The 23,530-nt window shown below is 71.4% G+C and carries 19 protein-coding genes, 1 pseudogene and 1 riboswitch; of the genes and pseudogenes, 6 read left to right on the top strand and 14 right to left on the bottom strand.

Annotated features, from left to right (window positions below; genetic code table 11):
- Nucleotides 1-146: 146 nt before the first annotated feature.
- Nucleotides 147-704 (bottom strand): pyridoxamine 5'-phosphate oxidase family protein, encoded by a 558-nt coding sequence (locus tag AB0J68_RS05990; protein ID WP_355063260.1) that lies wholly within the window; start codon nt 702-704, stop codon nt 147-149.
- Between the two features lie 99 nt (nt 705-803).
- On the opposite strand from AB0J68_RS05990, the gene dcd reads away from it, so the two are divergent.
- The gene (gene dcd, locus AB0J68_RS05995) at nt 804-1,382 is read left to right on the top strand and encodes a dCTP deaminase (protein ID WP_266247661.1); all 579 of its coding nucleotides are present in this window, start codon (nt 804-806) and stop codon (nt 1,380-1,382) included.
- 63 nt (nt 1,383-1,445) lie between these two features.
- Here the strand turns inward: dcd and AB0J68_RS06000 are convergent, their stop codons facing one another.
- Nucleotides 1,446-2,486, bottom strand: a complete 1,041-nt coding sequence (locus AB0J68_RS06000; protein WP_354854967.1) for an NlpC/P60 family protein — start codon at nt 2,484-2,486, stop codon at nt 1,446-1,448.
- Nucleotides 2,487-2,499: 13 nt separating this feature from the next.
- Nucleotides 2,500-2,636: riboswitch (cyclic di-AMP (ydaO/yuaA leader) on the bottom strand.
- A gap of 234 nt (nt 2,637-2,870) precedes the next feature.
- On the opposite strand from AB0J68_RS06000, the gene AB0J68_RS06005 reads away from it, so the two are divergent.
- The gene (locus tag AB0J68_RS06005; RefSeq protein WP_363936508.1) at nt 2,871-4,847 is read left to right on the top strand and encodes an N-acetylmuramoyl-L-alanine amidase; all 1,977 of its coding nucleotides are present in this window, start codon (nt 2,871-2,873) and stop codon (nt 4,845-4,847) included.
- A gap of 62 nt (nt 4,848-4,909) precedes the next feature.
- Here AB0J68_RS06005 and AB0J68_RS06010 read toward each other — a convergent pair whose 3' ends face one another.
- The 5 genes from AB0J68_RS06010 to AB0J68_RS06030 all read right to left on the bottom strand — a co-directional run bounded on the left by AB0J68_RS06010 (nt 4,910) and on the right by AB0J68_RS06030 (nt 11,314).
- A complete protein-coding gene (locus tag AB0J68_RS06010; RefSeq protein WP_354854964.1) occupies nt 4,910-5,923 on the bottom strand; it encodes an NlpC/P60 family protein in 1,014 nt (337 codons plus the stop codon).
- 167 nt (nt 5,924-6,090) lie between these two features.
- Nucleotides 6,091-7,092 (bottom strand): hemolysin family protein, encoded by a 1,002-nt coding sequence (locus tag AB0J68_RS06015; RefSeq protein ID WP_355063264.1) that lies wholly within the window; start codon nt 7,090-7,092, stop codon nt 6,091-6,093.
- Nucleotides 7,085-8,398: a hemolysin family protein gene (locus tag AB0J68_RS06020; protein WP_355063521.1), complete on the bottom strand. Its 1,314-nt coding sequence runs from the start codon at nt 8,396-8,398 to the stop codon at nt 7,085-7,087. Before AB0J68_RS06020 ends, AB0J68_RS06015 begins: the two co-directional genes overlap by 8 nt.
- A gap of 144 nt (nt 8,399-8,542) precedes the next feature.
- Nucleotides 8,543-10,741: a (Fe-S)-binding protein gene (locus AB0J68_RS06025; protein WP_354854960.1), complete on the bottom strand. Its 2,199-nt coding sequence runs from the start codon at nt 10,739-10,741 to the stop codon at nt 8,543-8,545.
- 309 nt (nt 10,742-11,050) lie between these two features.
- Nucleotides 11,051-11,314, bottom strand: a complete 264-nt coding sequence (locus tag AB0J68_RS06030; protein ID WP_007454145.1) for a cell division protein CrgA — start codon at nt 11,312-11,314, stop codon at nt 11,051-11,053.
- Nucleotides 11,315-11,536: 222 nt separating this feature from the next.
- Here AB0J68_RS06030 and AB0J68_RS06035 point away from each other — a divergent pair, with 222 nt between their 5' ends.
- The 4 genes from AB0J68_RS06035 to AB0J68_RS06050 are packed head-to-tail and all read left to right on the top strand — an operon-like array spanning nt 11,537 to nt 14,850.
- Nucleotides 11,537-12,340 (top strand): DUF881 domain-containing protein, encoded by an 804-nt coding sequence (locus AB0J68_RS06035; protein WP_354854958.1) that lies wholly within the window; start codon nt 11,537-11,539, stop codon nt 12,338-12,340.
- Nucleotides 12,337-13,908, top strand: coding sequence for a class E sortase (locus AB0J68_RS06040; protein WP_363936510.1), 1,572 nt, complete (start codon nt 12,337-12,339; stop codon nt 13,906-13,908). The genes AB0J68_RS06035 and AB0J68_RS06040 overlap by 4 nt, the downstream gene beginning before the upstream one ends.
- 4 nt (nt 13,909-13,912) lie before the next feature.
- Entirely contained in the window at nt 13,913-14,197 is a 285-nt protein-coding gene (locus AB0J68_RS06045; RefSeq protein ID WP_354854954.1) for a hypothetical protein, read from the top strand.
- 2 nt (nt 14,198-14,199) lie between these two features.
- Nucleotides 14,200-14,850 (top strand): aminodeoxychorismate/anthranilate synthase component II, encoded by a 651-nt coding sequence (locus AB0J68_RS06050; RefSeq protein ID WP_363936512.1) that lies wholly within the window; start codon nt 14,200-14,202, stop codon nt 14,848-14,850.
- Nucleotides 14,851-14,865: 15 nt separating this feature from the next.
- Here AB0J68_RS06050 and AB0J68_RS06055 read toward each other — a convergent pair whose 3' ends face one another.
- The 7 genes and pseudogenes from AB0J68_RS06055 to AB0J68_RS06085 all read right to left on the bottom strand — a co-directional run.
- The gene (locus AB0J68_RS06055; RefSeq protein ID WP_354854950.1) at nt 14,866-15,486 is read right to left on the bottom strand and encodes an ElyC/SanA/YdcF family protein; all 621 of its coding nucleotides are present in this window, start codon (nt 15,484-15,486) and stop codon (nt 14,866-14,868) included.
- 101 nt (nt 15,487-15,587) lie between these two features.
- On the bottom strand, nt 15,588-17,411 hold the full coding sequence (gene pknB / locus AB0J68_RS06060; protein ID WP_355063272.1) for a Stk1 family PASTA domain-containing Ser/Thr kinase: 1,824 nt from the start codon (nt 17,409-17,411) through the stop codon (nt 15,588-15,590).
- Nucleotides 17,408-18,823 (bottom strand): protein kinase, encoded by a 1,416-nt coding sequence (locus tag AB0J68_RS06065; protein ID WP_354854947.1) that lies wholly within the window; start codon nt 18,821-18,823, stop codon nt 17,408-17,410. Before AB0J68_RS06065 ends, pknB begins: the two co-directional genes overlap by 4 nt.
- A complete protein-coding gene (locus tag AB0J68_RS06070) occupies nt 18,824-20,329 on the bottom strand; it encodes a penicillin-binding transpeptidase domain-containing protein (protein ID WP_363936514.1) in 1,506 nt (501 codons plus the stop codon).
- On the bottom strand, nt 20,326-21,816 hold the full coding sequence (locus AB0J68_RS06075) for an FtsW/RodA/SpoVE family cell cycle protein (protein WP_363936515.1): 1,491 nt from the start codon (nt 21,814-21,816) through the stop codon (nt 20,326-20,328). Before AB0J68_RS06075 ends, AB0J68_RS06070 begins: the two co-directional genes overlap by 4 nt.
- A gap of 30 nt (nt 21,817-21,846) precedes the next feature.
- On the bottom strand, nt 21,847-23,313 hold the full coding sequence (locus AB0J68_RS06080) for a protein phosphatase 2C domain-containing protein (RefSeq protein ID WP_355063276.1): 1,467 nt from the start codon (nt 23,311-23,313) through the stop codon (nt 21,847-21,849).
- A pseudogene (locus AB0J68_RS06085) lies at nt 23,310-23,438 on the bottom strand (FHA domain-containing protein); the annotation flags it as partial. The pseudogene AB0J68_RS06085 and the gene AB0J68_RS06080, both read right to left, overlap by 4 nt.
- Nucleotides 23,439-23,530: the final 92 nt, after the last annotated feature.

Consider the following 23,530-nt stretch of genomic DNA (forward strand, 5'->3'; position numbering starts at 1 on the left):
TTACCCAGTACACCCCGGGGCTGGCGACCCGACGGTCCACCGCGTTGACGTCGTCCGTCGCGGTCGTCTACCATTCGGTTACCCCGGGTGCCGGCTCCGTCACGACGGAGCCGGCACCGGCGTTTTTTTGGACAGCAGGGCCGTGGTCAGGCGGCCGTGCACTGGACGTCACGGCTGCGGCGGGTCGGGCGCGTCTGCGGTACGGCGACAGGCGCGGCCGGTGCGGGCGGGGCTTGCGGGTCCAGCCAGACCCGCACGGCCGGGCGGCTCGGGGTGACACCCGGAACGCCGGCGGCGTGCTGCTCGCGACGGGTCAACATCGCCACGTCGACGGTGAACTCGAACAGCCGCCAGTCGACCTGCGGCTCGGCCCGGGCGCTCTGCGCCAGTCGGGCCACCTGGACCGGGTCGGTGACCGGCCAGGCGTGGCCCGCCACGTACGCCTCGTCGTCGCTCTCCTCCGGAGGGAACGAGTGCAGCGCGTAGCGGCCATCCCGTTCGAGGTCGCGGCGCTTCGGCGAGTCGATGATGAAGCAGAAGAGACCCTCGTCGGTGATGACCGGGGAGACCGGATGGACCCGGGGCCCGCCGTCGGCGCGGACCGTGGCCAGGTAGCCGAAGCCCGGCCCGTACTGCTGCAGGAGAACGCGGATCCCGTCGGCGAGGCGGGGCTCGTCGGCGGCGAATTCGGACCAGGAAGCCATGCCGACATTCTATCGAACAAATGTACGAGCAGCGACCTCGACGCGCTGGTCACCGGCACCGAATCCGGCCGGTCCGGCCAACGCGGCTATGGTGGTCCGATGCTGCTCTCCGACCGTGACCTGGTCTCCGAGATCAAGGCCGGCACGCTGGGCCTGGAACCGTTCGAGCCCACCCTGGTCCAACCGTCCAGCATCGACGTACGACTCGACCGGCTGTTCCGGGTGTTCAACAACCATCTCTACACCCACATCGACCCGGCCATGCAGCAGGACGACCTGACATCGGTGGTCGAGGTGCCCGACGGCGAGCCGTTCGTGCTGCACCCGGGGGAGTTCGTGCTCGCCTCGACGCTGGAGGTGATCTCGCTCGGCGACCAGCTCGCCGGCCGGCTGGAGGGAAAGAGCTCACTGGGCCGCCTCGGCCTGCTCACCCACTCCACCGCCGGGTTCATCGACCCGGGCTTCTCCGGTCACGTCACGCTGGAGCTGTCCAACGTGGCGAACCTCCCGATCACCCTCTGGCCGGGCATGAAGATCGGCCAGCTCTGCATCTTCCGGCTCTCCTCGCCGGCCGAGCACCCGTACGGCTCGGTGGTCTACGGCTCGCGCTACCAGGGGCAGCGGGGGCCGACGCCGAGCCGCTCCTGGCAGAACTGGCGTGCCTGGCCGACGCGATAGATAGCGGACGACGAGGGCCCGCCGCGACGAGATCGCGACGGGCCCTGCTGCGTCCCGCGTTGGTCAGCCGGGACGGCCGTAGCTGTGGATCGGCCCGTCGTCGACCTTCTTCATCTTGATCGGCTGACCGGCCTGGGAGGCGTGCACCACCCAGCCGTTGCCGACGTACATGCCGACGTGGTGGATGTCGCTGTAGTAGAAGACCAGGTCGCCGGGGCGCAGATCGCCCCTGCTGACGTTCTTGGTCACCCGGCTCTGCGCGGCGGCGTTGTGCGGCAGCGACACACCGGCCTTCGCCCACGCGGCGAGCATCAGCCCGGAACAGTCGTACGAGTTCGGACCCTCGGCACCCCACACGTACGGCTTGCCGATCTGGGCACAGGCGAACTTGACCGCCGTGCCCGCGCCGCCGCCGGGGTAGCTGGCCGGGCAGGGCGCCGGACGCAGCGGACCGCCGCCACCATTGCCGTACACCTTGAGGCGCAGCTTCTGCAGCCGGTCGATCTCGTCGTTGATCTGCTTCTTCTTCGCCGCCAGCTGCGCTTCGGTCCGGGTCAGCTGGGCCACCATCTCGTCCAGCGGCGCCTTCTGCCGGGCCAGCTCGTCGCGGAGGTCGGCGACCTGACGGACGTCCTCCTGCTGGTTGTGGGCGAACCGGTCGAGCATCTCGAGCTGCCCGACCACCTCGCCGGGCGACCGGCTGCCGAGCATCGTGTTGACGGTCGACAGGTTCTCGCCCATGTACGCGCGCACGGCCAGCGCGCTTACCTTGTTCATCGCGGCGTCGACCTGGCGCTCCAGGGGCGCGATGCGGGCGGCGAGCGCGTCGGCCTGCCTGCGCTTCACGGCCAGGTCCGCGCGAGTGGCGTTGTGCCGTTCGATGACCGGTTCGAGCTTGTTCCAGTCGGCGTCGATCTGGCGCTCGATCTCGGCGACGGACGGATCCGCGTGCGCCGCCGTGGCGCTGCCCGTCAGGACGACGGCTACGCCGACCAGGGCGGCGAGGGCGGTGGTGAAGCGGGACCAGCGTGGACGCGGCACTGTCGACGTCGGGTCGGCCGAGGCCGACCGTTCGGACGACGGCCGCGGGGCATGGAGGGCCACCGGGGTTCCGTACTCCTTCTTCCTGACCGCCTACCGGGTTAGCTGACGGGTTCGGGCGGGAAGTTGGCGCCCTACCGCATTGGCTGCGGATTCACCCCGGGGGAACCTGGGTCCCCGGCTCGCTCGCAAGCGACTCGGCGGTGTCGGTCCGTTACCGCCCGGGATGGGCAGACCTGCTACCGGGCCGACAAATGACCAGAGTAGAGACGGCCGTTACCGATCCGCAACCCGTGCGGCCGTGACACTCCGTACCGATTGGAGGAGGTCACCGAGCGTGCGTGAAGCTTTCTTTCGATGCAGTTTGATGTATGGAAAGGTATTGACGCGGACTCCCGACCGGCGCGAAGGTGACCACACCGTTACCAGTCAAATCTAGGGGGTTCGATGGAACGTCCAACCCTGTCCGCCGGCCGGCGCGCATCGCTCGCGGTCGCCGTGGTCATCGCCACGGCCGCCGTACCGCTGAGCGCCGGCCCCGCCTCCGCCGCACCGGCCGCCGACCGTCAGCAGCAGTACGCCGCCGCGTCGACCGAGTACGGCGTGCCGACCGCCGTGCTGCTCGGGGTCTCCTACCTGGAGTCCCGCTGGGACAGCAACGCCGGCACCCCGAGCACCAGCGGCGGCTACGGACCGATGCACCTGACCGATGCCCGCCACGTGGCCGCCCTACCCGCGCGCGGCCACCACGACGCCGGCACCGAGGATCCGCGCGGCGACGACTCCCGTGCCGTCCTGGCACCCGCGCCGGCCACGGATCCCGCGCCGCCCACGGCTGCGACGCAGACCGTCGACGCCGCCGCCGCGCTGACCGGCGCCGCCCCCGAGGCGCTGCGCAGCGACGCGACGACCAACATCCGGGGCGGGGCGGCGCTGCTGGCCGCGTACCAACGGGAGGTGGGCGCCCCGGTCGGCGCCGGCACCGACCCCGCCACCTGGTACGGCGCGGTGGCCCGCTACGCCGGCGCGGACAGCGCCGACGCCGCGGCGGCCTTCGCCGACGAGGTCTTCACCACCATCAGCGCCGGCGAGACCCGCGTGACCGACGACGGCCAGCGGGTCACGTTGCCGGCCCGCGCGGTCCAACCCCAGCGTTCCTGGCTGGACCGGCTGGGCCTGCGACGACTCGCCCGCCCGGACGGCCTGGAGTGCCCGCGGACCGTCTCCTGTGAGTGGATCCCGGCACCCTACGAGGCGTTCGGCGACGGCGACTACGGCAACCACGATCTCTCCGACCGGCCCGCCCGGCAGAAGATCGAGTACATCGTCATCCACGACACCGAGGCGAGTTGGGCGACCACCCTGAAACTCGTCCAGGACCCGACCTACGTGAGCTGGCACTACTCGCTGCGCTCGGTGGACGGGCACATCGCCCAGCACGTCAAGACCAAGGACGTCGCCTGGCACGCCGGCAACTGGTACGTCAACGCGAAGTCGATCGGGCTGGAACACGAGGGCTTCGCCGCGCAGGGCACCTGGTACACCGAGGCGATGTACCGGACCTCGGCGAAGCTCGTCCGGCACCTCGCGCTGCGGTACGGCATCCCGCTGGACCGCCAGCACATCATCGGCCACGACAACGTGCCCGGCACCGTCGCGTCGACCGTGCGCGGGATGCACTGGGACCCGGGGCCCTACTGGGACTGGACGCACTACTTCGACCTGCTGCACGCACCGCGACTGGACACCGGCACCCCCGCCACCGGGCTGGTCCGGATCGACCCCGACTACGCGACCAACCAACCGGCGTTCACCGGGTGCGTCACCCCTGGAACACCCTGCGCGCCGCGCGGCTCCTCGTCGGTGGTGCTGCACACCGCGCCGTCCGCGGACGCGCCGCTGGTCAACGACATCGCGCTCCGCCCGGACGGCACCCCGAACACGATGGACGTGTCGGACCACGGGGCGCGGGCCTCCGCCGGCCAGACGTACGCCCTGGCTGGCCGGCAGGGCGACTGGACGGCCATCTGGTACCTCGGGCAACGGGCCTGGTTCCACAACCCGGCGTCCGCGCCGACCGCCACCTGGACCGTCGGCGTGGTCGCCGTTCCGAAGCCGGGCCGGGCCACCATCCCCGTGTACGGGCGGGCCTACCCGGAGCAGGCGGCCTACCCGGCCGGCGTGCCCTACCAGGCGATCTCACCGCTGCAGTACACGCTGGCCGCCGGTCAGCGCTACGCCGTCGGCGCGGTGCTGGCCGGCGAGTACTACCGGGCCAGCACGTTCGACGGCTCCTCGCCCGGCGACTGGACGGTGATCCGGGGCAAGAACCGGTACGCGCAGATCCAGTTCGGCCACCGCATCATGTACGTCGACCTCGCCGACGTGCAGCTCCTGCCGTCCCCGGTGGGCGCTCCCCGCTGACGAATGACATACGACGAGGGCCCCCGGTCATCCGACCGAGGGCCCTCGTGGCGTCCGCTGGATCAGCCGGGTCGGCGGAACCCGGCGATCGGCATGGTGGTGATGCTCGACACCTGCACCGGTTTGCCGGCACGAGGCGCGTGCACCATCTGGTTGTTACCCAGATAGAGCCCGACATGGCTCAGGCCGGAGAAGAAGAAGACCAGGTCACCGGGGCGGGCGTCGGCACGCGACACGGCCTTGCCCTCGTTCCACTGGTCACCCGTGTGGTGGGTGAGGGAGATCCCGGCCGACTTGTACGCGTACTGGGTCAGGCCCGAGCAGTCGAACGAGTTCGGGCCGGTGGCGCCCCAGACGTACGGGTCGCCGACCTGCTGGCAGGCGGTCTTGATCGCCTTCTGAGCGGCCACGGCGAGCACACCGTTGATGGTCGGGCAGCCGACGGTCTTGACCGTGGTCTTGGGCATCGACGCCTCGAGCTTCTTGATCTCGGCGTCGATCTGCTTCTTCTTGGCCGCCAGCTCGTTCTGCTGCTTGGTCTGGGTGGCGATCAGCGCGTCGAGCTTCTGCTTCTCGCTGTCGTACTTGGCCCGCACGGCCAGCACGCCCTCGACCTGCTTGCGCTCCTGCGCGGCCAGCCGGTCGAGGAGGGTGAGCTGCTCGGTGAGGGTGTCCGGCTTGGCGCTGATCAGCAGCGCGCCGATCTCCTGCGACGGGCCCGACATGTAGTAGCGGGACGCGAGGTCACCGACCCGGTTGAGCGCCAACTCGCTCTGCAGGGCCAGCGGCTCGATCTTCTTCTGCAGGTCGGTCGACTTCTTCCGGTTGACCTTGAGCTGCGCCCGTACCTTGTTGTACTGCTCGATCGTGGGCTCCAACTGCTCCCACTTCTTGTCGATCTGCGCCTCGATCTCGTCGACCGTGGGCTCGGCCTGCGCCGGCACGGCGAGCATTCCGGCACCGACCGCAGCGGCGGCGACCAGCACAAGCAGACGATGGGCGACCCGGCGTAGACCGCCCGGCCGAGCGGACAGTCCCGGGGCGTGACGATGAGGGGGCATGGTTGCCACCGGCACCGACTCCTTTGCAACCGACCGCCGGGCGCCTCGCGTGAGGGAAGGGCCGAGGCAGACGACCCACAGCGGTCGGTGCCCCACATTAGGGAAGCGTTGGACCGGAATCAAGGCGAGCCGAGTCACCATCACTGTCACGCAACCGCTTGCACACCAAGGGTGTTGGTCAATTAACCAACGATTGCGGTCAATACATCGTCGAGCGTGACCACCCCGAGCGGACGCCGACCGTCGCTGACCAGCACCATGTGCCGCCGTTCGCGGCGCATGGCCAGCAGCAGATCGGCCAGCGTGCGTTCCGGCGGCACCACCGCCAGCGGCCGGTAGACCTCCGCCGGCACCGGCGCCCGACGACCCTGCCCGGCGTACCCGAGCACGTCCTTGACGTGCACGAAGCCCAGTACGCGCCGGGTGGACCGCTGCACCACCGGGAACCGGGACCGGCCGGTCCGGGTCGCCAGCACCTCCAGCGACGCCGGGGAGACGTCCTCGGCCACCGTGACCACCGTCGACCACGGCTGCAACGCGTCCGCCGCGGTCCGGGTGTGCAGGGCCAGGGCCCCGGTGATGCGGGCGTGCTCCTCGGCGTCGAGCAGCCCCTCCGTACGCGCCTGCGACACCAGCCCGGCCAACTCCTCGGCGGTGAACACCGTCTTCACGGCCTCGGTCGCCTCGATCCGCCAGAACGCCAGCACCCGGCGGGCCGCCCACTTCATCGCCAGCAGCAACGGCTTGGTGGCCACGCAGAAGGCCAGCATGGCCGGGCCCAGCCAGAGGGCGGAGACCTCCGGACCGGCCAGCGTGATGTTCTTCGGCACCATCTCGCCGACCACCGTGTGCAGGAAGACGACGACGCCGAGCGCGAGCACGAACGCCACCGGGTGCACCGCGCGCTCGGGCAGGCCGACCGCGTGGAACGGCGACTCCAGCAGATGAGCCAGCGCCGGCTCGGCGATCGCGCCGAGGCCCAGCGAGCAGACCGTGATGCCGAGCTGCGCACCGGCGATCATCAGCGGGATCTGGTTCATCGCCGACAGCGCCCAGCGGGCCCGCTTCGAGCCGACCGCCAACGGTTCGATCACCGTCCGCCGGGACGCGATCAGCGCGAACTCGCTGCCCACGAAGAACCCGTTGCCGAGCAGCAGCAGCACGGTCACCAGCAGCTCAGTCATCGGTGTCCGGTTCCGCCGGGCGCAGCACCCGGACCTGCTCGATCCGGTGCCGCTCCACCTCCACCACGGTGAACTCCCAGCCGTCCGCGTCGACGGTCTCGCCGGCCAGCGGGATGTGCCCCAGTCGCGCCATCAGGAAGCCGGCCAGCGTCTCGTACGGCCCCTCGGGCAGCCGGAAGCCCGTCTGCTCGGCCAGCTCGTCGGAGCGCAGCACCCCGTCGACAAGCACCGTGCGCTCCCCGCCCGGCACGGTCAGCTCGACCGGCCCGGTGTCGTCCACACTGGCCGGATCGAACTCGTCGGCGATCTCCCCGACCAGCTCCTCGACCAGGTCCTCGATCGTCACCACGCCGTCCGTGCCGCCGTACTCGTCGACCACGATGGCCAGGTCAGCCCCGGCCGCCTTCAACGCCGCCAGCACGCCGTCCAGGTCCAGGCTCTCCGGCACGTACACCGGCTCCCGGGCCACCGACCCGACCATGGTCGACGCCCGCGCGGCCAGCGGCACGCCCAGCGCGTCCGGCACGCCGGCCACACCGGTGACCAGGTCCAGGGTCTCCTCGTACACCGGGAAGCGGGTCCGTCCGGTCCGCCGCGACTCTTCGAGCAGCTCGGCCACGGTGGCGGTGGCGCGCAGCGCGACCACGTCGACCCGCGGGGTCATCGCCTCGGCCGCCCGTTTGTCGCCGAACCGGATGGTGCGGCGCAGCAGCATCGCCGTGTCCGTGGGCAGCGCGCCCGCGCGGGCCGAGATGGCGGCCAGCAGGCCCAGCTCTTCGGGTGAGCGGGCGCTGGCCAGCTCCTCCTGCGGCTCCACGCCGAGCGCCCGGACCAGCCGGTTCGCCGAGCCGTTCAGGCCCCGGATCACCCAGCCGAACGTCCGGGAGAAGGTGTGCATCGGCCCGGCGGTGGCCAGCGCGGCGGGCATCGGTTGGGCGAGCGCCGCGTTCTTGGGCACCAGCTCGCCGAAGAGCATGGAGATGAGGGTGGCCAGGGCCAGCGCCAGGAACGGGGTGAAACGCTCGGTGCTCTCCCCGGCGACCGGGCGCAGCAGCGGGGTGAAGATCCGGGCCAGGGCGGGCTCGGCCAGGTAGCCGGTGAGCAGCGCGGTGATGGTGATGCCGAGCTGCGCTCCGGAGAGCTGGAAGGACAGCTCACGCAGCGCGGTGCGGACCTTCAGCGCGGCCTGATCGCCGGCCGCGGCCCGGCGGTCGATCTCCGCCCGATCGACCGTGACCAGGGCGAATTCGGCCGCGACGAAGAACGCGTTGCCGGCGGTCAGCGCAACGAAGCCGACCAGTGGCAGCAGCGTGGTCCAGAGCAGGCCGTCGATGTCGTCTCACCTCGGCCGCGATTGTGCCACGCCGGGTGCGCGATGCCGGGCCCCGGTCGGGCGCGGCGGCGGCACCCCGTGGGCGCCGCCGCCGTCCGATGATTTTCGCGGTACGCCTCAGCCGGCGACCGGCGCGGACTCCTTGTCGCCCCGCGGCTGCTCCGGCTTCACCGAGCGCAGCAGGACGCTCGCCACGTCGATCACCTCGACCTGTTCGCCGGCACCCTTGCCGTTGACCCCGTCGTTGAGCATCGTCGAGCAGAACGGGCAGCCGACGGCAACGGTCTTCGCCCCGGTGGCCATGGCCTCCTCGACCCGGTCCACGTTGATCCGCTTGCCGATCTTCTCCTCCATCCACATCCGGGCGCCGCCGGCGCCGCAGCAGAAGGAGCGCTCGCTGTTGCGCGGCATCTCGGTGATCTCGCCCTCGATGGCGTCCCCGAGCACCTCGCGAGGGGCCGCGAAGATCCGGTTGTGCCGGCCCAGGTAGCAGGGGTCGTGGTAGGTCACGCCGCCGTCGACGGGCTGCACCGGCGTCAGCTTGCCGGTGGACACCAGGTGGGCCAGCAGTTGGGTGTGGTGGACCACCTCGAACTCGCCGCCGAGCTGGCCGTACTCGTTGCCCAGGGTGTTGAAGCAGTGCGGGCAGGTCGCCACGATCTTGCGCTTGGCCTTCTCCCGGCCCTCGAACGCCTCGTTCAGCGTCTCCACGTTCTGCTGGGCGAGCATCTGGAAGACGAACTCGTTGCCGATCCGTCGCGCCGGGTCGCCGGAGCAGGTCTCGCCCTCGCCGAGGATCGCGAACTTCACGCCGGCCTCGTTGAGCAGGGTGGCCACGGCGCGGGTGGTCTTCTTGGCCCGGTCCTCGAACGCGCCGGCGCAGCCGACCCAGAACAGGTACTCGAAGTCGTCCACCTCGCCGACCCGGGGCACCTCGAAGTCCAGGCCCTTGGTCCAGTCTTCGCGGGTGTTCTGCGGGGCGCCCCACGGGTTGCCCTTGTTCTCCAGGTTGCGCAGCATCACGCCGGCCTCGGAGGGGAAGCTCGACTCGATCAGCACCTGGTAACGGCGCATGTCGACGATGTGGTCGACGTGCTCGATGTCCACCGGGCACTGCTCGACGCAGGCGCCGCAGGTGGTGCAGGACCAGAGCACGTCCGGATCGATGACCCCGCCCTCCTCGGCGGTGCCGATCAACGGCTTGTCGGCCTCGGCCAGGGCCAGCACGTCCAGGTGCGCGAGCTGCGCCTGGGTGGCCTTCTCCTCGCCGGTCAGGTCCTTGCCGCCACCGGCCAGCAGGTAGGGCGCCTTGGCGTACGCGTGGTCGCGCAGGCTCAGCACGAGCAGCTTGGGCGACAGCGGCTTGCCGGTGTTCCAGGCCGGGCACTGCGACTGGCAGCGGCCGCACTCGGTGCAGGTGCTGAAGTCCAGCAGGCCCTTCCAGGTGAACTGCTCGACCTGGGCGACGCCGAACTGGTCCTTCTCCGGGTCGGCCTCCTCGAAGTCGAGCGGCTTGCCCTCGCTCATCATCGGGCGCAGCGCGCCGAGGCCGGAGCCGGCCGGCTTGGCCGGCTCACGCTTGAAGAAGATGTTGGGGAACGCCAGGAACCGGTGCCAGGCGACGCCCATGGTGACGTTCAGCGAGATGACGATCAGCCAGGTCATCGAGATAATGATCTTGATGAGCGCGGCGACGCTGGCGCCGTCCTGCCAGTCGGGCAGCACCGCGCCGACGGCGTGGCTGACCGGGGTGGCCCAGACCGGGTACTCGAAGTGGTCGGTGGCGACCTTGAAGCCCCGGATCACGAACCCGAAGATCAGGACCAGCAGCACGATCCACTCGACGAAGTAGCCCTGCCACATGGTCGAGCCGGTGAACCGGGAGCGACCGCCCGGGCGGGTGGGCCGGTTGCGCAGCCGGATCGCCATCAGCACCAGGATGCCGACCAGGCCCAGCACGCCGATGACCTCGGTGGCCAGGCCGAAGATCGTCCAGTGCCCGATGATCGGCAGCCCGCCGGTCGGGGTGACCACCTCGAAGTACGCCTCGAGCACCAGCAGTGACAGCACGACGAAGCCGACCATCACGAACCAGTGCGCGGCACCCACCACGCCCCACTTGAGCATGCGGGTGTGGCCGGCGGTCTCCACCAGCATCTTCTTCGTGCGGGCGCCCTTGTCGGTGAACCGCTCCGGAGCGGGTTGCCCCAGCCGGATGACGGCCGTCATCTTCATGACCGCGCGCACCGCCAGCCACACCGCCACGGCGGTGATGCCGGCCGCGAGGATCGTGGTGACGATCTGGACGCTGCCCATCGAGTTGGCCTCCCCGGTCTGCTGCCTGTCGAGCGGTTCAGCAACCGGGACCGGGGCAGGACGAAGCCAGCGTCGCGCCGCTGCCACACCTGCGACCGGACCGGTCGATGACCTCGCTCCGCTCGGTCATGCAGTGCAGCCTACGCGCAAGGTTACCCAGCAGTAACGTGAGTCATCTCGCAGTAGGCCACGCTGCCTGCGGACACCATAGGATGCCCCGCCCGGTCCCGCCGGGCAGGGGCGTGGCGGGTGACCTGGATCCTTCGGCGCGGCGGCGCCCAGGCCAGGCCCAGCGTCAGCGGGCGCGGCTCAGCGCCAGCGCGAGAGCAGCACCAGCGACGCGACCATCGCGCCGAAGCCGACCGCGAGGTTCCAGTACTGCCACGAGGCGACCGGGTACTCCTGCTCGGAGAGGTAGTAGACGACCAGCCAGCCGATGCCCGCGACGATCAGGGCGACCGCGGTGATCGGCAGCCACACCGGGCTAGGCTTGCGCGACGCCGCCGTCGTCGTCGGACGGACGTCCGTCGGCGGGGTGTACACCTTCTTCTTGCGGACCTGAGACTTGGGCACGGCGCTCTCCAGAGGGGGTGACGACCTCGTCCGGCCTGACAACCGGACGCGGAGGCGACGGTTCATGGCCAATAATGTTCGACAGCTAGCGTAGTCCCGAACGGCCGCCTGGACCACGAATGGGGTCAGGCAGGTACATGGAGTGACCGAAAAGGGCGGGACTGTTCGCATCACCGGCCCGGCCGGCACGAACCGGTCCCCGACACGCGGAAGGAACGCTCGGTGGAGTACACATCCGGCGCCGCCTCCTGGCAAAAGGCCCTCCGACGGGCCGTCGCCGGGCTGCTGCCCCGGCGGCCACGCCAACGGCGACCAGGCTGGTCGATCGGGGTGCCCCTGATCGCCGCCGCAGCGGGGCTGCTCTTCACCACCACCGCGACCACGGCGGGCGGCACCGCTCTACGCGAGGACCGGCGGCCCCAGCTCAACCAGCTCATCGAGGAGCGCGAGCAGCAGGTCGAGGCGAGCGAACGCCGCGCTGCCACCCTGCGCGACGAGGTCCAGCAACGCACCGACACACTTGCCGGCTCGGACGCCCCGATCAAGGCCCAGCAGGCCCGGGCCCAGGGCAGCCTCAAGGCGGCCGGGTTCACCGCCGTCACCGGCACGGCCGTGACTGTCGAGCTGAACGACGCGCCCCAACACGACGACGAGGCCCACACCGACGCCACCAACGACGACCTGGTCGTGCACCAGGGCGACGTACAGGCCGTGGTCAACGCACTCTGGGCGGGTGGAGCGGAGGCCATGTCAATCATGAACGTCCGCGTGCTCGCAACCAGCGCGGTACGCTGCGTCGGTAACACCCTGCTGCTCCATGGGCGGGTGTACTCCCCACCGTTCAAGATCGTAGCAATCGGCGATCCCGCTGCCCTCCAGCAGGCCCTCGCCAGCTCTGAGGGAGTCCGGTTGTTCAAGGACGCAGTCGACGACTATCAACTCGGCTACAAGGAGTCCGTCTCCACGGTGACCATCAAGGCCTTCGAGGACTCGACCGCGCTGCGCTCGGCGACGGTGCCCAGGTGAGCAGCCCGGACGAACGCCGCGACGGGCGACACCGGGACCAGGCCGACGACCCGACCGCCTTCCTGCCCAAGGTCGACCGACCCGAGCCGACTCCGGAGCGGCCCGAGCCGACGCCGGGCCGGGCTCGGACCGGCAACTGGCCCGAGCCCGTGCTACCCGGCCGGCCACGGGCACCGCGTCCGGCGGAAGCTCCCGAGCCGCCGAGCGCCGCCGGCCCGCGCGCCGAGCACCCTGCCCCGCCCAGCGCCGGCCGACCGGACCCGCAGCGCGCTCCACACCACCCGAGCCCGGCGGCACCGCCGCCCTGGCCGGGTGCCGCAGCGCCCGGCTCGTCTCCACGCGGCGGGTCCGGCCAGCCCCCCGCCGCCGCTCCCGGCCGACCGACCGCGTCCCCCGCGCAGGGGCCGGTCCGGCCGGCCGCCCCGGGCAACGACCACGCGCGCGGCCCAGCCCCCGGCACCGCGCCGACCCGCCCGGCGACCGCCGGCGGCCCGTCCGGCGCCTCGACTCCTCCGAGCGGCGCGACCCAGTCCGGCGGCGATGCGCCGACCGCGTTCATCCCGAAGGTTGGCGCGGGTCCCGCACGCCCGACCAGCGCGGCGGGTGCCCCGGTCTCTCCAGCCGGGCCGGGCCGCCCCGCCGACCCGAACGCCACAGCCCTCATCCCCGCCGTACCGTCCGGTCCGGCAACCCGGCCTCCGGCCATGGACGCCACGGCGCTGATGGGCGCCGTCCCCCGTACGTCGACGCCGGATGAGCCGGCCAGCGCGGACGACAGCGCCGGCGAGCCTCCCCGACCCCGTCGGGGCGAGCAGGTGGTCCAACTCCGGCCGCACCAGACCGGCGAGGGCTACAAGAGCGTCTACTCGGAGCTCACCCGCCCGTCGTTGGGCTCCCGGCTGCGGACCGGCATCCGGGTCACCGGCGAGGTGCTGATCACCTTCGGCCTGGTCGTGCTGCTCTTCGCCGGCTACGAGGTGTGGGGCAAGTCGGCCATCGTCGACGCCCACCAGAACGACCTCAACAGCCAACTCGCCCAGGAATGGGGCGGCGCGACCGACGACCCCACGGTCGCCCCGTCGGCCACCCCGAGCGTCAAGCCGTCCCCGCCGGTGCACGGCAAGCCGATCGCGGGCCTCTACATCCCCAAGCTCGACAAGAACTGGGTGGTGGTCGAGGGCGTCACGCAGCAAGACATCCGATACGCCCCGGGTCACTACCCGACCAGCGCACTGCCTGGTCAGGTCGGCAACTTCTCCGTGGCGGGTCACCGCAACCGGGCCACCTTCTGGCGGTTGGACGAGCTGGACGAGGGCGACGCGATCGTGGTCGAGGGCAAGACCGACTGGTACATCTACCGGGTGGCGCGGACCCGCATCGTGAAGCCCACGCAGGTCGAGGTGGTGGCCCCGGTGCCCGGCGAACCGAACAAGAAGCCGACCAAGCGGATGCTCACGCTGACCACCTGCAATCCCAAGTTCGACAACTACCAGCGCCTGATCATCCACGCCGAGCTGGACCGGACACAGCCCAAGTCGGCGGGCCGCCCGACGGAGCTGGGAGGCTGACCCGATGTACGCCTTCATCTGGCGTAAGCTCCCGTTCGGCTTGGCCGGCAAGCTGGTCGGTTCGGTGCTGCTCGCGGCCGCCACGGTGGCCCTGCTCTGGTACGTGGCCTTCCCGTGGGCCGAGCCGCTGCTGCCCTTCGACGACGTGCAGGTCACCCAGGACTCCGGCGTTCCGGGGGAGCCGGGCGGCGGAGACGCGGTGACCGGGGAGACTCCGGCCGGTGACGAGCACGAGCTGCCGTACGACACCGACCAGAACAATCCCGCGCCGTCCACTCCGAGCAGGTGACCATGCGCGTCCTGGTGATCGACAACTACGACTCGTTCGTCTTCAACCTGGTGCAGTACCTGGGCCAGCTCGGCGTGGACTGCGACGTCCGCCGCAACGATGAGATCGACGTCGCCGAGGTCGGCCGGGTGGGCGCGGCCGGCATCCTGCTCTCACCCGGACCGGGCAGCCCCGACCGGGCCGGCATCTGCCTGGACGTCATCCGGGAGTACGCGGGCGAGCTGCCGATCTTCGGCGTCTGCCTCGGCCATCAGGCCATCGGCGAGGCGTTCGGGGCGACCGTGACCCGGGCCCCCGAGTTGCTGCACGGCAAGACCTCCGAGGTGCGGCACCACTCGGTCGGCGTGCTCGCCGGCCTACCCGACCCCTTCACCGCCACCCGCTACCACTCGCTCGCCGTGCTCCCCGAGACGCTGCCCGACGAGCTGGAGGTCACCGGCTGGACCGGCTCCGGTGTGGTGATGGCGATGCGGCACCGGACGCTGCCCATCGAGGGCGTGCAGTTCCACCCGGAGTCGGTGCTCACCGAGGGCGGTCACCTGATGCTCGCCAACTGGCTGGCCGGTTGCGGTCACCCGGAGGCGCTGGAGCGTGCCCCGGCGCTGGCCGCCGAGGTCGACGCCCGCCGCCGGGCCGCCTTCGCCGCCGCGTAGACCGGCACCGGCCGGTCAGCTTCTCAGGGCGTCCCGCACGGCGGGGCTCACCGACGACCGGACCGCGGGCGGCCGGCCCCGGAACGCGTCCCAGGCCGCCTTGCCGCTGGCGAAGTAGTCGCGAACGGCCTTGCGGACGAGCAGGCCGGGCCCGCAACCATCGCATCGAGCGGTGACCCCGTCGACATTGAGGCCGAGGTGCCGACAGAGCGTGACCGCCCGGGACAGGTGATAGGACTGCGTCACGACCAGAGCCCGCTGGACGCCGTACACGTCTCTCGCGCGGACGCAGCTGTCGTACGTGTCCAGGCCGAACGGGTCCGCCACCACCCGCAGGGGATCCACGCCGAGCTTCTCGGTCAGATACGCGGTCATCACCGTCGGCTCGTCGCCTGTCGCGCCGCCCCCGTCACCGGAGACCAGCACGACCCGGGCCCGCCCGGTACGCACCAGCTCGGCGGCGGTCTCCAGGCGGCCGACGAGCCGTTCGCCCGGCTGCCGCCCGTCAGCCGTCACCGCCGTACCCAGGACGATCACGACGTCGGCAGCGGGAGCGTCCGCTTCGCCGTAGGTGTGCCCGCGCGCTCCGAACGTCGTCCACAGCCACGGGACGCTGCTCAGGACAAGCACGACCACGCCCAGGGCAACCCCGCGCAGCAGATGCCGACGCCACCGGCCCGTCCTCGGACGATCGACGGCGGAGCCCGGCCGGAGGCTCCGCACCCAGGCGCGGACGGCTACTCCTCGGGAAGTCGGACCGGCGGCGGGAAGATGGGCTGGCCGGAGCCACCACCGATGCCCGGCGTCGTTGGCGTGCCGCTCGGTGTGGGCGTCGGCGTCACCGACGGACTGGGCGTCTCCTCCACGACCTCCGGCTGGCTCACCTTGATGGTCACCCTGGTGCCGCTCGGCTTCTTCTCCTTGCCGTTCGGGCTCTGGTCGGTGACCTTGCCGGCCTGGGCCGCCGGCACATCGGGGCCATCCTGGACGTTCACCACGAAGCCGGCGTTGCGCAGGGTGCGGGTGGCCTCGTCCTCGCTCAGCCCGACGACGTCCGGCACCTCACGGACGTTGCCCTTCGACACCTCGAGGGTCACCTTCGTGCCCTCGGGGACCTTCTGACCCTCCGGCGGGTTGACCTTGACGACGATGCCCTCGCTCTCCGGGCTGTCGACCGGCTTGACCGTGTAGTCGAGCTTCGCCTCCTCGAGGCGGGCGACGGCGCTCTCCTCCTTGCTGCCCTTGAGGCCGGTCGGGACGGCCACCTCGGGCTTGCCGCCGCAGAGCTGAATGGTGACCGTGCTGGCCTCCTTCAGTCGAGCGTTCGGCTGCGGGTTCTGGCCGACCACCGTGCCCTCGGCGCAGGTGCTGTTCAGAACCGGCTCGCCGACCACCGGATTGAGGCCGGCTCTGGTGATGTCGGTGAACGCGGCGTCCCGTGTCTTTCCGGCGAGGGTGGGCACCGACTTCAGGTCCTTGTCCTGCTGCTGACTCCACAGCAGGGCGGCGACCAGGGCGATCACCGCCAGCACGCCGACCGCGCTGAACAGGGCGATCAGCCAGGAGGACGCCTTGCGCTGGCGCGGATCGCCGACCCGGGCCGGGATCTGCCGGGTCTGCGGCCCGGTGGCGGCGGGCGGGTAGCCGCCACCGCCGCCGGCCGGGGCCATGGCCACCGTCTCGGCCTCGCGCAGCACCGGAGTGGCCAGCACCGGCCGGCCGGCGGCGGCGCGCAGCAGGTCGGCCCGCATCTCGCCGGCGCTCTGGTAGCGGTTGAGCGGGTTCTTGGACAGCGCCTTGAGCACGATCGCGTCGACCGCCGGGGTGACGTCCGGGTTGATGTCGCTCGGCGTCGGCGGAGTCTCCCGCACGTGCTGGTACGCGACGCTGACCGGGCTGTCCCCGACGAACGGCGGGTGCCCGCAGACCAGCTCGAACAGGACGCAGCCGGCCGCGTACACATCGGAGCGGGCGTCCACGGCCTCACCGCGCGCCTGCTCCGGTGACAGGTACTGGGCCGTGCCGATCACCGCGCTGGTCTGCGTCATGGTGGTCGCGCCGCTGGCCAGCGCCCGGGCGATGCCGAAGTCCATCACCTTGACCTGGCCGGTCTGGGTGAGCATGACGTTGCCCGGCTTGATGTCCCGGTGAATGATGCCGTGCCGGTGGCTGAACTCCAGCGCCGCGCACATGTCGGCGCAGATCTCCAGCGCACGGCGGGGCTGCAACCGGCCCTCGGCCCCGAGGACCTCCTTCAACGTCCGCCCGTTGACGAACTCCATGACGATGAAGGGCAGCGTCTCGCCGGTCGGCGCGGTCTCCTCGCCGGTGTCGTAGACCGCCACGATCGCCGGGTGGTTGAGCGATGCGGCGTTCTGCGCCTCCCGGCGGAACCGCATCTGGAACGTCGCGTCCCGGGCGAGGTCGGTGCGGAGCATCTTGATCGCGACGTCCCGACCGAGCCGGAGGTCGCGACCGCGGTGCACCTCGGCCATGCCGCCATAGCCGAGCAGCTCGCCGACCTGGTACCTGCCACCGAGCAGGCGGGCCTGCGCTGTCATCGCGTCTGTCGTCCTTCGCTCGTCGTCGTCCCGCCGTCACCCGGCCGGAGTCGTACCTCACGACGGTACGACGTCCGGGTCGCATCGTCGCGTCCGTCGAGCCGCAGCGCGCCGGACGTCACGGTCTGTGAAGCCGACGCCCCGGACGCACCGGTCTGCGACTGCTTCCGCAGGTTGTAGGAAATCACGCCGGAGCAGAGCAGGACCAGTAAGGCCAGCAGGATGGCGAGGAGCACCATCCCGGGCCGGGACCGACGCGGCTCGGGCGCCGGCAGCCCCGGGACGGCCTGCCGGGCGTACGCCGGTGGCTGTTCCTGCCGGGTCTGTGCCGGCGGCACCGCCGCGGCGCCGCGCGGGTAGCCGGCCGGGGCGACCGGCGGGCGCGCGTGCGGTACGGCCGGTGCGACAGCTGTGGGGCGGGGCTGCTGGGCCGGCGCGACAGTCGTCGGGCGCTGCCCGACGGGAGGCTGCCGGTGCGGGGCGTTCGGCGGGCGGAGCTGCTGCGACTGCGGCACCTGGGCCCGGCCGGGCGCGGCGGGTGAGGACGGCGCACCGGAGACCGGGCCGGTGTGACCGCCGGCCCGGGCCTGCTGGGACAGCGCGGCCTTGAGCTGGCGGGCGACTCCGGCGAGCGCGGCGGCGCTCGGCCAGCGGGCGGCCGGATCCTTGGCCAGCGCCCGTTCCACCACCGCGCGGACCTGCGGCGGGATGTCGGACGGCAGCGGCCGGGGCGTCTCCCGGACGTGCCGCATGGCGATGTCGAGCGGGTTGTCGCCCTCGAACGGTCGCCGCCCGGCGAGGCACTGGTAGGCGACCACGCCGAGCGCGTACACGTCGGACGCCGGGGTGGCCACCTGACCGGTGGCCTGCTCCGGAGAGATGTACGAGGCGGTGCCGAGCACCGAGCCGGCGGCGGTGAGCTGGCCGACGATGTCGGAGCGAGCGATGCCGAAGTCGGTGAGCACCAGCGTGCCGTTCGGACGGACCAGCAGGTTGCCCGGCTTCACGTCGCGGTGCACGATGCCCTTTTCGTGGGCGGCGTGCAGCGCGTCGGCGGCCTGCGCGACGAGTGCCATCGTCCGGGCCGGGGTGAGCCGACCGACCCGGCTCAGCGTGGACGACAGGGCGTCGCCCTCGACGTACTCCATGACCAGGAAGGCGATCTGCTGGTCGTTGCCGAAGTCGTAGACGTCCACCACGCCGGGATGGTTGATGGTCGCCATGGTCCGCGCCTCGCCCCGGAACCGCTCGGCGAAGTCGGGGTCGTCGAGCAGCGCGGGGAGCAGGCTCTTGACCGCTACCGTCCGGCCGAGCACCTGGTCGGTGCCGCGCCAGACGTCACCCATGCCGCCGCTGGCGATCCGCTCGTCGAGGCGGTAGCGGTTGCCGAGCTGGACGCCGGGGCTGAGCATTCAGCGGCCCCCAGGGTCGTTGATGGCGGCCTTCATGATCTGGCCGCCGATCCGGGCCGCTTCGGCGCTGCCGCCGCTGCCGGCCTGCTCCAGCACGACACACACCGCAGAGACCGGGTTGCCGTTCTTGTCCAGGGCGAAGCCGATGAACCAGCCGTGGTCGGGCCGGTCCGGGGCGGACTGCGCGGTGCCGGTCTTGCCGCCGACCGTGTAGCCGCTGATCGCCGCCTTCTGGCCGGTGCCCTTCTGGACCACGCTGACCATCATGTCGCGCAGGTCGCTGGCGACCTGACCGCTGACCGGCTGACGCAGCTCCCGCGGCTTCGCGGTGTAGTAGCTGGTGGTCCGGTCCGGGGCGAGGAGTTGCCGGACCAGGTACGGCCGCATCTGGCTGCCACCGTTGGCGACCGAACCGGCGATCATCGCGCCCTGCAGCGGCGTCATCCGGACGTTGTTCTGACCGATCGAGGACTGGGCCAACGCGGCCGGGTCGGTGCTGCCGTCCGGGTTCAGCATGTCGCCGGTCCGGCTGGCCGCCGTCCGCAGACCGCCCTCGCCGAGCTGCCCGACCGTGAGGTCCTCCTGCTCGAAGCCGAACTGCCGGGCCTTCTCCTTGACCTTGTCGGCGCCGAGCCGTACGCCGAGCTGCGCGAAGCCGGTGTTGCACGACTCGGTGACCGCCTCCAGCAGGGTGACCTGCGGCTCGGGGCAGATCGACGGGGCGGCGTTGCGGATCGGGCTGCCCGAGGTGGGTGGGGTGTAGCTGGAGCCGGCCGGGATCGGGGTCGTCTTGGTGACGCCGTTCTCCAGCGCCGCCGCGGCGACCACGATCTTGAAGGCGGAGCCCGGGGGCAGCGTCTCGGAGAGGGCCCGGTTCTTGAGCGGGCCGTCCGGGTTCTGCTCCAGCTTGTTGATCTCCGCCGCGGCCTCGGTCGTGTTGTGGCTGACCAGCGGGTTCGGGTCGAAGCTGGGCATGGACACCAGGGCCTGCACCGCACCGGTCCGCGGGTCGATGGCGATCGCCGCGCCGCGCTTCGCATCCACCTGGTTGTTGCGCATCTGGTCGTACGCCACGTCCTGCGCCCGCTTCGAGAGCGTGAGGAGCACGTTGCCGCCACCGGTCTCGTCGCCGGTGAACATGTCCTTGAACCGGTCGCCGATCAACTGGTCGCTGGTGCCGGCCAGGAAGTCGTTCTCCACCTGCTCGATGCCGGTGTCGGCCAGGTTGACCGGCTTGTAGCCGAGCACGTGAGCGTACTTGGCCCCACCCGGGTAGGTGCGCTGGAACTTCAGCTTGCCGGTGGTCTCCTTGCTGGTGGCCACCGCCGTGCCGCCGGCCTCGATGTTGCCGCGCTTGCGCTTGTAGTCGGCGACCTGGACCCGGCCGTTGTAGTCACTGGTGCGGTACTCGTCGGCCTTGTACGCCTGGATCCAGTTGAGGTTCGCGAAGAGCAGACCGAACAGGACCATGACGACGATGCCGACACGGCGCAGGGGTGCGTTCACGGCTTGATCACCTCCGTGGGAGCACCATGCAACTGCTCGGGCGGGCCGCCCGAGGGCCGGCTCGCCTTGCCGGCACTGCCCGTCACCGGTCGCCGGGCCCCGTCGGAGACCCGCAGCAGGACCGCGATGAGCAGCCAGTTCGCCATCAGCGACGAACCACCGGCGGACAGGAACGGGGTGGTCTGGCCGGTCAGCGGAATGAGCTTGCTGATGCCGCCGACGATCACGAAGACCTGCAGGCCCAGGGTGAAGGCGAGGCCACCGGCGAGCAGCTTGCCGAACGAGTCACGGACCGCGAGCGCGGCGCGCAGGCCCCGCTCCACGATCAGCAGGTAGACCACCAGCAGCGCGGAGAGGCCGAAGAGGCCGATCTCCTCGCCGATGCCGGCGAAGATGAAGTCGTTCTGCACCTCGGGCAGGATGTCCGGCTGGCCGCCGCCCGGCCCGGCGCCGAAGAGGCCGCCCGTACCGAGGGCCAGCAGACCCTGGACGAGCTGGTAGCCCTTGTTGGTCGGGTCGGCGAACGGGTCCAGCCAGATCTCGGCGCGCAGGTAGAAGTTGGCGAACGGCCCGCCGACCGTCGACCCGAGGACGTACGCGAGGTAGGCGCCGCCGAAGAAGAGGAGCAGACCGATCAGCAGCCAACTGACCCGTTCGGTGGCGATGTAGAGCGTCACCACGAACATGCCGAAGTAGAGCAGCGAGGTGCCCAGGTCCTTCTCGAAGACCAACACCAGGAGGCTGATCAGCCAGACCACGACCACCGGGCCGAGGTCCCGACCACGCGGGAAGTCGATGCCGAGGAACCGCCGGCTGGCCAGCGACAGCACCTCACGCTTGCGCACCAGGTAGTAGGCGAAGAAGACCAGCAGCGCCAGCTTGGCGAACTCACCCGGCTGAAGCGAGAAGCCGCCGACCCGGATCCACAGCTTGGCGCCGTTGATCTCGGAGATGCTGCGCGGCAGCACCGCCGGAAGCATCACCAGCACGATGCCGGCAAGCCCCAGGGTGTACGCGTACCGGGAGACCGAACGGTGGTCGCGCATGATGGCGAGCAGGCCCGCGGCGAGGATCACCGAGGCGAGCGTCCACGCGAGCTGCCGGCCGCCGATGCCGGCGAAGGTGGCCAGATCCTCCCGGTCGACCGGGGCGGCCTCGCCCAGGTCGATCCGGCGCAGGAAGCCCACCCCGAGGCCGTTGAGCAGGGCCACCGCCGGCAGCAGGGCCGGGTCGGCGAACGGGGCGAGGAACCGGATGACCAGGTGCAGGCCGAGGAAGACCGCGCCGAGGGCGGCGGCGGGCATCCAGAAGTCCGGGGTGACCGTGTCCAGAAGGTTCGCCTCGACGGTCGCCATGTACGCGGCCACCAGCACCATCGCCAGCAGCAGCAGGGACAGCTCGGCGTTGCGTCGGGACCGGGCCAGGCGTACGCCGGACTCCCCGCCCGTGGTGGCGGGCGAGGGTGCCGGTGTGGCCGCTACGGTCACGGGTGGAGTCCTTGGGATCTCAGCCGACGCTCACTCGGGAGACCGGCAGCCGGCCGGGTCGAGCGCCGGCGGGGCCGAGTCGGAGGGCGTGGCGTCGGGTGTGGTGGTCGGATCGGTCCCGGCGGCGGTGGCCGCGTTGGTCGGGCTCGCGCTGACGACCCCGTTCACCGCCGCGCCGGGACTTGGGCTGGTGTTCGGCGTCGGGGACGTCGCGGGCGGGGTCGGGGACGGGGTGGGCGTCGGGGTGCCGGTCGCCGCGCCCGGGTCGGGCGGGCAGATCGGCTTGAGGTTGGGGTTGGTCGGGGTGTCGCTGGTCAGCTCGGCGAGCTGGCGCTCGGCGTCCGGCTCGTTCTTGGCCCGGATGCCCACCTTGACCGTGTCCTGAGCGGCGACCGTGAGGTCGTCCAACCGGGTACTGCTGGTGCGGTGCACGGTGGACAGGTCCATCCCGGCGATCTGCCCCTGGATGCCACGGAAGACGGCGACCTGCCCCTCCTCGGTGGCGCCCACGTAGTACTGCCGCTGGGTGTACGTCCAGCCGGCGAAGGCCGCACCACCGACGATCACCAGCAGGGCCAGCGCCATCGCGGCGGTCCGTACCGGCCGGCGCTTCGGCCGCTCCGGCTCGTCGTCCGACGCGTTGGGCTCCTCGGGCGCCGCGGGGCGCGGCGCGGAGAGCGCCGAGGCCCGGGCGGCCGGGGTCGAGTCGTCGGCGGAGGTGGCCATGCCCCGGTCCCGGGCGGCGGCGCCGCCGACGATCGGGGTGGCCTCGACGATGTCGTGGTCGGTGGCGTCGGCGATGATCACCGTGATGTTGTCCGGACCGCCGCCGCGCAGCGCGAGCTGCACCAGCCGCTCGACGCACTGCTGCGGGTCGGTGTACTCCCGCAGGGTCTCGCCGATGGTCTCGGCGCTCACCACGCCGGAGAGGCCGTCGCTGCAGATGAGGTACCGGTCGCCGGGCAGCACCTGGCGCACCGAGTACTCCGGGTCGATGTCCCGGCCGTCGAGAGCTCGGGTCAGCAGCGACCGCTGCGGGTGACTGCTCGCCTCCTCGGCGCTGATCCGGCCCTCGTCGACGAGCATCTGGACGTACGTGTCGTCCTTGGTGATCTGCGAGAACTCACCATTGCGCAGCAGATAGGCCCGCGAGTCGCCGATGTGGACCATCCCCAGCTTGCTGCCGGAGAAGAGGGTCGCCGTCAGCGTGGTGCCCATCCCCTCCAACTGCGGGTTGGCGTCCACCGTGTCGCGGAGCTGTTGGTTGGCGGTGCCCACGGCCGAACGCAACGCATCGACGAGAGCGTCCCCTGGGACGTCCTCGTCGAGCGGCGCCATGGCACCGATGACGATGTTGCTGGCGACGTCACCGGCGGCCATGCCGCCCATGCCGTCGGCAACGGCGAGTAGCCGCGGCCCGGCGTAGACGGAGTCTTGATTGCCGTCACGGATCAGACCGCGGTCGCTGTGGGCCGCATAGCGCAGGGTCAGAGTCATGGCCGTAATTCGAGGGAAGTGCGGCCGATCCGGATCGGCACGCCGAGGGGTACGGGGGTTGGTCCGGTGACCTTAGCGCGATCTAGGTACGTGCCGTTAGTCGAGCCGAGGTCCTCGACGAACCAGGTGCAGGTAGGCGCAGGCCACGTCCTCGGGCTGGCCGGCGCGCTCGGCGGTGTCGAGGGCGTCGCGCATGACCGCCAGACCGGCGTCCGGG

This window comes from Micromonospora sp. NPDC049580, from assembly GCF_040675595.1.
Taxonomy (GTDB): domain Bacteria; phylum Actinomycetota; class Actinomycetes; order Mycobacteriales; family Micromonosporaceae; genus Micromonospora.